We start from the raw sequence: 10,134 nt of genomic DNA, 5'->3' as shown, positions 1-10,134 counted from the left end.
TGACCAGCTACCACAACAAAATAAGGTAGCTTAACTAGAGCAGAGTATCACTTATAAATAAGCTTTTAGTTGTTCAAACATGTGGGACCACCTCTCTTCCAAGTCTTATTCCATATACAAAACTCTTGCCCCATTTTGTTTTTCGTATGTGCTTGTTGATACATTAACTTTATTGAACACTTGTGTATCACTAATGTGGAGGAAAGATCAAAATTTTTAATATTTAAACTTTTTATTTAATAAACATATACATCCTTTTTATAAATTTTGTCTTATCTTTATTATAAATCCTTAACTTCAAGTGATCTCATATGACTAAAAGAACAATAAATATTTACGGAGCTAGGCAAAATAATCTAAAAAATCTTTCTTTGAAGATTCCCAAACATGAAATTGTTGTTTTTACTGGAGTCTCAGGTTCAGGAAAATCATCATTAGTTTTTGAAACTATTGGTGCTGAAGCGCAAAGACAGATCAATGAAACTCAAGACAGCTTTGTTCGCAACCGTCTGCAGCATTTTGGAGTTGCGGATGTTGACAAAATCGAGAATCTCAATGTTCCTGTGATTATCAACCAAAAACCATTAACAGGAAATATCCGATCAACCGTTGCAACAATTACAGACATTTATGCAAATCTTCGCCTATTATTTTCACGTATGGGTGAACCTTTTGTTGGTTATTCAAATGTTTTTTCTTTTAATCATCCCAATGGTATGTGCCCACAATGCGAAGGCATAGGTCTAGAGCAAATAATTGATATTTATAAAATACTAGATTTAAATAAATCCTTGAATGAAGAAGGTGCTATCAACTTCCCTACCTATCAACCCACTGCTTGGCGTTGGACGAGATATGCTGATTCTGGTTATTTCGATTTAGATAAAAAATTAAAAGATTATAGTGAAAAAGAATGGGATTTGTTTTTGAACGCTCCCCAGCATAAACCTTTAAATCCAAAAAGTGAATGGAAAAAAACGGCTCTTTATGAAGGACTGATTACCCGATTTGAACGTAACTTTTTAAAAGGTGAAGCACAAGAACGAAATCGTTATCGAGAAAAACTTGAGCAGATTATTAGCACCAAACCATGTTCTTTATGCCATGGACAACGGCTTAATCAAAAATCTTTATCTTGTAAAATTCATGGTAAAAATATTGCTGATTGTACTGCCCTATCTGTGTCAGCGCTTTTAGCGTTTATAGAGTCGATAAAAAGTGAGAAATTTGAAACTGTTTTATATGAGATCATTAACAAATTAATGAACTTAAACTTGGTCGGCCTCAGCTATTTAAATCTTAATCGTGTAAGCAACACCTTGTCTGGTGGTGAGTCCCAACGAATCAAGATGGTCAAACATTTAGGGAATAGCTTAGTCGACTTACTGTATATTTTTGATGAGCCAAGTGTGGGGCTGCATCCAAAAGATTTAGATAATATTATTAAAATCATTCAAAAAATTAGAGATAAAGGAAATAGCGTATTGCTTGTTGAACATGATCCTGATCTTATTAGAACAGCTGATCATGTTATTGATATGGGACCACTTTCTGGCGCAAACGGTGGTCAGATTATTTACCAAGGAACATTTGCGGAATTAAAAAACTCGTCTGGTTTAACAGGTCAATTTTTTAGAAGACCCAATACCTATAAGAAAATCCCACGTGTCAGTCATGAATGGATTTCGATTAAGAATGCCCATTTATTCAATTTGAAAAATATTGATGTAGCTATGCCTAAAAATTGCTTAACTGTTGTTACAGGAGTTGCAGGTTCAGGAAAAAGTACTTTAATAAGTAAAGTATTACCGCAACAATACCCTGAAACGAAAGTCATTGATCAATCTGCAATTACTGCAAGTATTCGGTCAAATTTACTTACCTATCTAGACCTTCTTGATCCGATTCGTCAACTATTTGCAAAAGCAAATAAAGTTAGCGTTAAGCTGTTTAGTTTTAATAGTGAAGGGGCTTGCCCTCAATGCAAAGGATCAGGTATCGAGAGAATTGAGTTGGCATTTTTAGATGATGTAGAAATGACGTGTGACTTATGCCATGGCTCGGGATATAAACCAGAGGTGTTAAAATATTATTATAAAGATAAGAATATTGCTGAACTTATGAAAATGACTGTCAGTGAAGCTAGTCATTTTTTTGAAGATTACAATTTACAGCAGCAATTTAATTCTCTAGTGAGCTTGGGTTTAGACTATATTGCAATTGGCCAACGCTTAAATACTTTCTCTGGAGGTGAGCGTCAAAGACTAAAACTCACAAAGCAGCTCAATGAAACAGATAATGTTTTTGTATTAGATGAACCAAGCACAGGCTTACATCCTTCTGATACTGAACGATTGATCGAGTTATTAAATAACTTAGTTGAAAAAGGCAATACCGTCATTGTTGTTGAACATAATTTAGATATCATGACTCAAGCAGATTGGGTGATCGATATTGGCCCATTGGCTGGAGATAACGGCGGTGAATTGGTATTCTCTGGAACAATTAGCGACTTACTCTCATTTGAAAAATCCTTAACGGGGCTCTATTTAAAAAAATATCTAGAGCTGTAAAAATATGAATAGTCACTTTCCAAATGTATGGTTTATATAGAATTTAGCTAACTAACACCATAAAGCCTTTAGGTGATGAACTAAACTTAGGTAAACATAAGTTAGATACTGTATGCCTAACTTATTAATTAATAGATTGTTATTTCGATTTAGCAAACATCACTCATTATTTTTATGTAGCATATTGGTCAGAAGCATGTTTAAACCTAACTCAAAAATTTGATCCTGATCTTCTATTGTCCAATAAGATTTAGCATCTTCCAGTAAAGTATATTTGTCTAATTTTAGATTTTTACCTGCTAGCTGATATCCCTTAGCTTCATCAATTCCTACACCTATTAAGTAATAATTTAAAATTCTTAAAAAATAACTCGCATTTTTTACACCTAAATTGGCATTCTTGAAAACAAGCAAAATACTATTCATAAAGTTATATCCAATATCTGTATTCAATGGATGAACAGCTAAGATAGGAAAAAATTTTGGATATTCCTTAGATAATTTTCTCCATTGTTTTGCTATATACATCAATTGTTCTTTTGGATCGTCTACTTGCTTTTTTAAATTAATTTTTGAAATCAAAAAATCTACGATTTGATCAAGAATTTGTTCTTTATTCTTCATGTGATAATAAATACTCATAGCTTCACAATTGAGCATTTGAGCAAGTTTACGCAGACTGAAACCTTCTATACCGTTCGTTTCTATCATCTGTAAAGAGGTTTGAATAATTAAATCTCTCGACAAATTGACTCTTGTTTTTTTATGGTTCTCTGTTCGATTTGACATAATAATGTTTACCTTATAATCTACCTTACAGTGTAAGTTTAGCAAAAAAAGGAATAAAAATGAAGTACACATTACATCGCTGGGAGTATGAAGGGAATTATTTGTCCTTTAAAAATTATAAAATCTTTTACAAGTTTTCACCTAAACTGAATGCCCAAACGATTTTATTAATTCATGGTTATCCCACAAGCTCATTTGACTGGGCTAAAATCTGGGATACTCTAGCTGAGAACTATCAAATACTTGCTATCGATTTACTTGGATTAGGATTCTCTGATAAACCAAGTAAATATATATATTCTGTTCAAGATCATGCCGATCAAGCTATTGCCTTGATTGAATATTTGAAGCTAGAGGAAATTCATTTAGTCGGTCATGATTTAGGTGTAGGAATCATTCAGGAATTGCTCGATCGACAGCAGAACAACCTTTTAGCATTTAAAGTTAAATCTTCTATTTTTATGAATGGTAGTTTATTTCCTGAAGTATATCGCCCTCGCCTAATCCAAAAACTTATGGCGTCTATTCTTGGACATATAATAATATATTTCTTATCTTTTCGTGTTTTCTCAAAAAATATGAAAAATATGTTTGATCAAAAGAATCAGCCAAGTGAGTTAGATTTAGAACAATGGTATCAACAATTAATTATGAATCATGGGAAAAAGAGCCTAGTTCAATTAAACCGTTCAATTTTCCAGAGGTTTAAACACCGTGATAGACTTGTCAATGCTTTGATTAATAGCCAGATTCCTTTATTACTCATCAATGGGAAAAGTGATCCTAATTCTGGTGAACATATGGCGCAAAGATATATAGAAATCATTCCTAATCCCAAAGTAATTGAAATTGAAGATTGCGGACACTGGACTCCTTGGGAGCAGCCAACCATCGTAGGAAAAGAAATAAAAACTTTCTTAGCTTCATTTTGAATATCGATTGATTGTTTGAGCTGCTTATCTGAAATCAATATTATCAAATGGTTATTTATTTTTTATATTGAGTATCTTCTTTATTGGAAGATACTCAATTTACAGTGTAAATTTATGAAATGTTAAGAGTATTATTAAGTTAATTCTTTGAAAGAACTCATCATAAAAGTAAGAAAGTAGATTTGAGCTAAACTTAAGTTAACTAAGTCTTTGGTAGCATCTTGTTTTATCAGTTTTTAATCGTTTTTAAATCTTATCTTAATTTAACTTTGCCATCAGTATCCAAGGCATTCGGATACTGATCATTTTCTAAAATATCCTTTACATATTACTATTATCTAATTTTTTCTATAATTACTTTATCTATATCAAAAATTCAAAATATCTCCGATTGCATTGTTTATAACCCAAAATCAAATGTAACTATTATCTTGCAAATAGTAATGATAAAAATTCCACTAAATAAATGAGAATGATTATTGATAATTAATTGTGCATATGTTACTTTTTGTAACGCTTTTTTGCCCGTAACAGGTTTAAAGCAATAGAAAGACAGAAAACCCGATAGCGCGCATTTTTTATTATGGAATTTATCTTATGTACACCTTCTTCCCTCTAAGACATGCATTCAAAATGCATCCTTTAGTACTTTCTATGGCTTTAACTATTCCATCTGTTGTTTATGCAGAAGAAAAAACAGAAACAGTGGCTTTACCAACAATCAAAGTACAAGCAGAAAGCGAAAATTCAGCTATTACAGAAGGAACTCAAAGCTATACAGCCAAAAAGACAAATACTTCAACAAAATTAAATTTGTCTCTTCGTGAAACACCTCAATCTGTCAAAGTTTTAACACGTGAATATTTAGATGACCGAAACATTGATTCTTTTCAAGATTTAATGAATACGATTACAGGTGTTTCAACATCGCGTACCGATGAACGTCAGTCTGTTTATGCTCGAGGATTTCAGGTCGATTACTATTTAATAGATGGAATGCCGAGTACCACAAACTTAGGTGCAGGTGATCTTGATTTAGATATTTATGATCGTGTAGAAGTTGTTAAAGGTGCAAATGGGCTTACCACAGGTGCTGGTAATCCTGCAATGGGACTAAATATGGTCCGTAAACATGCCAATGCAAAAGAGTTGACGGGTAATCTGAGCACTTCACTCGGTTCTTGGAATGCATGGAGTAGCTCTGCGGATATCTCTACGCCACTGAACGAAGATGGTTCACTTCGTGGACGTATGTTCGTCAAACATACTGATGAAAAATCCTTTATGGATTTTTATGAAAAAGAACGCAATGTATTTTATGGTGCGATTGATTACGATTTGAGTGATAAAACTAGTATGTCACTTGGTGCAACTTATCAAGAGTTACAACGTGATGGCATTCGCTGGGGAGGCACTCCAGCATTTTATGATGATGGAAGTCGTACTAACTTTGATCGAAGCTTAACGGTAACTGCACCTTGGACATTTTGGGATGTAAATACCACAGCAGTATTCGCCAATTTAAAACAGAATTTATTCAATGATGTTAATTTAAATGTTGCATATACCTTTCGTAAAGAAGATGTAAATACCCTTCTGCTTTACACTGGCGGTCAAGTAAACAAAGCAACCAATACCAGCCCACTAAAAAATAAACCTGATCCTAAGACAGGTAAAATCACAGATAATGTTTCAGTATATGGCTCAGAAGCAAGCAATGAAGAAAATAATATTGATCTTTTCATCAACGTGCCTTTTACACTATTTAACCGCCCACAAGAAATAATTATTGGTGGTTCATGGAACAAAAACGAGAAGACCAAGGATATTTTTGGGGGATCCAATACTAAAAATGAAGTCGAGAAGTATTTAGGCGGTCCGCTCGACTATAACAATATGGCACAACCACTACTTCAATCCGTCATTTTGAATGGTGTAAATGCTCTGAATCAAACGACTCAAACTTCGGCTTATATTTCTGGTAAATTTCAAATTCTCGATCCATTAAAAGTGATTGTAGGTACACGTTTATCTAATTGGAAATATGAGTCTGAAAATGGTGTAGGCAATCGTGAATTTAACAACGAAGTCACGCCTTATATTGGCGCTATTTACGATTTTGCAAAAGATCACTCAGTCTATGTCAGCTATACAGACATATTTAAACCGCAAAGCCGTAAAGATGTAAATGATCAATATCTAGATCCTGCGAACGGTAAAAACTATGAAACAGGATTAAAAAGTGAATGGTTTGGCGGACGTTTAAACACAGCTTTATCAGTATTCCGCATTGAACAATCTAATTTTGCTGAAGCGATACCAGGAGGATTTATTGTTCGTAATGGTGCACTAACCACTGATCAAGCTTATCGTGGTGTAGATGGAGTTGAAAGTAAAGGTTTTGAGTTCGAAGCAGATGGTGAAATTAATGATCACTGGGGCGTTAATTTTGGTATTGCTAATTTTGAAGCAAAAGATGCAAAAGGTGTAAAGGTTAATACAACGAATTCACGCACAACATCTAATCTATTTGTGAAATATAAAGTAGATCTATGGAGTGCTGGACTCGGTTTAAATTACAAGAGTAAATACTATACGGGTACTGGAAATACACGTATAGATCAAGATGCTTTTGTACTTGCTGGTGCGATGTTAGGTTATCAAGTTGATAAAAATATTAAGCTTCAGCTGAACGTTGACAATATTTTTGACAAGAAATACTACGAAGGTATTGGTGCAAACTCAATGAATTGGGGTACACCAAGAAATGCCACATTAAGTGTCCGCTATAATTTTTAATACATTTTAAATTAAACCCTCTATTTTATTAGAGGGTTTCTTCTATAGTCTTGCTATATTGGATATTTAAGGTCTCATTTTACTATAATGTATAATGAAATTAAGCTATCGCACGCTGAGCAATAGTTAGTGCCTCCTCCAAATCCGCTTTTAAATCGTCTACATGTTCAAGTCCAGCATGTAGACGTACCAAATATCCACGACTAGGCAAATGACTTTGAGTTCGATAAGGCGTTCCAACTGGCAAAATCAAACTTTCAAATCCACCCCATGACAAGCCAATGTGGAAAAGCCTTAAAGAATCAAAGAAAGCCTCAACAAAACATGGATTGTTTTGTTTTAAATAAAAAGAAAATAAGCCTGTAGACCCAGAAAAGCTCTGTTGCCATAGTTTGTGATATGGATTCATTGCTAAAGCTGGATGATTTACCACATCGATTGCTGGATGTTCATTTAGATAATGAGCAAGTATCACGCCATTCTCTTCATGTTGTTTTAAGCGGACAGCTAAACTCCTTAATCCACGTGAAGCTAAATAAATATCATCTGGACTTGTCGTTTCACCAAAAAAATGCACAACTTTATTTAATTGCTCAATCGATGCTGCATTTGCAGTTGCAGCCCCCATGAGAATGTCAGAATGCCCACCAATATATTTTGTGACAGCCTGAATTGAGACATCGGCACCATGTTTTAAAGGTTGAAAAAACAATGGCGTTGCCCAAGAGTTATCTACTAAAACCTTGGCATTCATAGCATGGCTTATTTCTGAGATTGCAGCAATATCACTAATTTCAAAAATAATTGAACCCGGTGACTCTACAAAGACCACGCTGGTTTTTTGATTAATTTTGCTCTTTAACTCGTTTAAATCACATGAGTTAAAGTATTCAACATGGATTCCCAGTTTGGGCAACATACTGTCTGCAAAACTTCGTGTTGGCCCATAAATATTATCAGCAATCAGAACGTGATCACCTGCTGCAACGAATGCCATTAATGCATGTGTACAAGCCGATAGTCCAGATGGAAAAACCATGCATCCTGCCCCACCTTCTAATGCATTAATTGCACTTTCAAAAGACTTTGCTGTAGCAGCACCAAAACGGCCATAATGTTTATAAACACCGCCATTTTGCTTATGATCTTCCCATTCTTTAAAACTATCGACAACAATAGTTGAGCCTCGATAAACAGGTGTATTCACCAAACCATCAAAACGCTGAGGGGTTCTTCCCAAATTTATGACTTGTGTACAAAAATGATTCATAGCAGCACCAGCATGATTTCTAAGAAATATTTCTACAACCAATGATAGATAAAATGCATAGAATTTTTATTTTAAATAAATCACTATTTTTTAAAAAATATAGAATATAAATCCGTATTTTAACATTTACTGGGAATTTTATTCCCTTAATGACATGATAAGGTAAATACTGATAATCTGGCTGAGTGATATGTTCAGTGCTTTATTGAATAATTTTTAAGGCTTATTTACCTTTCTATAGTCATTGAGATAGTTCGATTCCTTTGTAAAAAGCATTTCACAGATCAAAGCCTAAAAGAAATATAGACTATTGAGGACTTTGGTTTTTATGGAAAAACATCAATGCTCAAAGAAAATTTAAAGGTAATTCAGTTGTATACTTAATTTGCTCCATTGCAAAACTCGAACTCACATCAGTAAGACCAGAAATTTGAATTATTTTTTTATAGACTTTGTCATACTCAAGAACATCGGGTACAGCGACTTTTAACAAATAATCAGTCTCTCCAGCCATCCGATACACTTCTATAACTTCATCGATTGTGTGGATATGATTGTGAAATTTTTGAATCCATTCTGCATTATGTTGTGCTGTTTTAATAAAAACCATAACAATCACGTTGATATTTAACTTTTTACGATCTAATAAAGCAACTTTAGCGCGAATAATTCCTTCTTCTTCCATTTTATGAATGCGTCGCCAACAGGCGGTATTACTTAATCCAATACGATCTGCGATATCACCAATTGCACAGGTACAGTCTTTTTGCAAGAGTTCCAAAATTCCACGATCATATTTATCTAGCTGTAATTTCATGCAGTTCACTTTATATAAGAAATTAAAAAAATGAGTCACTAATTTATCGATGATTGGAATGATATTCTATTTTTGACAAGATAAATAGATTTTTAATTCTTAATGCTGATTACTTGAAACTCTCATTCAAATAAAGATTAGTTCAGATAAGTTATGACTCTATCCACTACTTTTTAACGCATTGTTCATAAGAATACGGCGTTACAACGCTTGGAAAAGTTCTTGTAACGTTTGTATAAACCAAGTTCGGGCTTCTATATCATCTCGATGGTTATACCAATTGGTACTCACATTAAAGGGTTTAACTGAAAATGGTAATTCAAAAATGTTCACATCACCATTACGTGCATATACTTTTGCTGCTCGTGAAGGCAAGGTCACCAATAATTCAGAACTGGTCACCACATCTTGTAAAACACTAAAATGAGGAAGCTCAAGCATGATTTTTCTTTTTAAGCCCAATTCCTTCAGCCTTTGATCAATTTCAATGTGACCCGTTGAAGACTTAATAGCAGCATGATTTTCTTGAAAATATTGTTCTAAACTCAGTGTATCCCTGATACGTGGATGGTACTTATGCGCAATGCACATATAGCGTTCTTCAAATAAATTACGTGATTCAATTTTAGGCATAACGGTATAACTACTATTGAATACAGCAACATCTAAAAAACCTTCAGTCAGCCAGTCTTCAACTTTATGCGATTGAATTTCTTCAATTTCCACCTTAATAAATGGTGCTTCTTTAGAAAGGTATTGAATTAAAGAAGGTAGTAAACATATTTCACCCAAATCAGATAAGCCTAAACGAAATATCCGAGTTGACGTTTTTGGGGCAAAGTATTTAGAAGCTGTAATGAACCGTACCGGGTTTGTCGGAGAGTCAATATTCTGAGAGACTATCCCGATGACAAAATTAAAATATACCCCTGAAATCAGAGAAAGAGCGGTTCA

6 protein-coding genes and 1 pseudogene are annotated in these 10,134 nt (G+C 33.9%); 3 read left to right on the top strand and 4 right to left on the bottom strand.

The window, feature by feature from the left end; genetic code table 11:
• The first annotated feature begins 311 nt into the window (after positions 1-311).
• Positions 312-2,573 carry an ATP-binding cassette domain-containing protein gene (locus ACG916_RS21200; protein WP_419328913.1) on the top strand — a complete coding sequence of 754 codons (2,262 nt, stop codon included), beginning with the start codon at positions 312-314 and terminating at the stop codon, positions 2,571-2,573.
• A gap of 159 nt (positions 2,574-2,732) precedes the next feature.
• Here ACG916_RS21200 and ACG916_RS21195 read toward each other — a convergent pair whose 3' ends face one another.
• Positions 2,733-3,362 (bottom strand): TetR/AcrR family transcriptional regulator, encoded by a 630-nt coding sequence (locus tag ACG916_RS21195; RefSeq protein WP_419328914.1) that lies wholly within the window; start codon positions 3,360-3,362, stop codon positions 2,733-2,735.
• Positions 3,363-3,421: 59 nt separating this feature from the next.
• Here ACG916_RS21195 and ACG916_RS21190 point away from each other — a divergent pair, with 59 nt between their 5' ends.
• Positions 3,422-4,294, top strand: a complete 873-nt coding sequence (locus ACG916_RS21190) for an alpha/beta fold hydrolase (RefSeq protein WP_419328916.1) — start codon at positions 3,422-3,424, stop codon at positions 4,292-4,294.
• 597 nt (positions 4,295-4,891) lie between these two features.
• Positions 4,892-7,093 (top strand): TonB-dependent siderophore receptor, encoded by a 2,202-nt coding sequence (locus ACG916_RS21185; RefSeq protein ID WP_419328917.1) that lies wholly within the window; start codon positions 4,892-4,894, stop codon positions 7,091-7,093.
• Positions 7,094-7,193: 100 nt separating this feature from the next.
• On the opposite strand, the gene metC is transcribed toward ACG916_RS21185, so the two are convergent.
• The 3 genes and pseudogenes from metC to ACG916_RS21170 form a co-directional block, all read right to left on the bottom strand.
• Entirely contained in the window at positions 7,194-8,363 is a 1,170-nt protein-coding gene (metC, locus tag ACG916_RS21180; protein ID WP_419330082.1) for a cystathionine beta-lyase, read from the bottom strand.
• Positions 8,364-8,709: 346 nt separating this feature from the next.
• A complete protein-coding gene (locus ACG916_RS21175; RefSeq protein WP_336951106.1) occupies positions 8,710-9,180 on the bottom strand; it encodes an Lrp/AsnC family transcriptional regulator in 471 nt (156 codons plus the stop codon).
• Between the two features lie 201 nt (positions 9,181-9,381).
• Positions 9,382-10,038, bottom strand: a pseudogene (locus ACG916_RS21170) (LysR substrate-binding domain-containing protein); the annotation flags it as partial.
• Positions 10,039-10,134: the final 96 nt, after the last annotated feature.

This window comes from Acinetobacter legionensis, assembly GCF_048552295.1.
Taxonomy (GTDB): domain Bacteria; phylum Pseudomonadota; class Gammaproteobacteria; order Pseudomonadales; family Moraxellaceae; genus Acinetobacter.
Note: the sequence above shows the minus strand (reverse complement) of the source record. Positions and strands in the feature narration are given on the sequence as shown.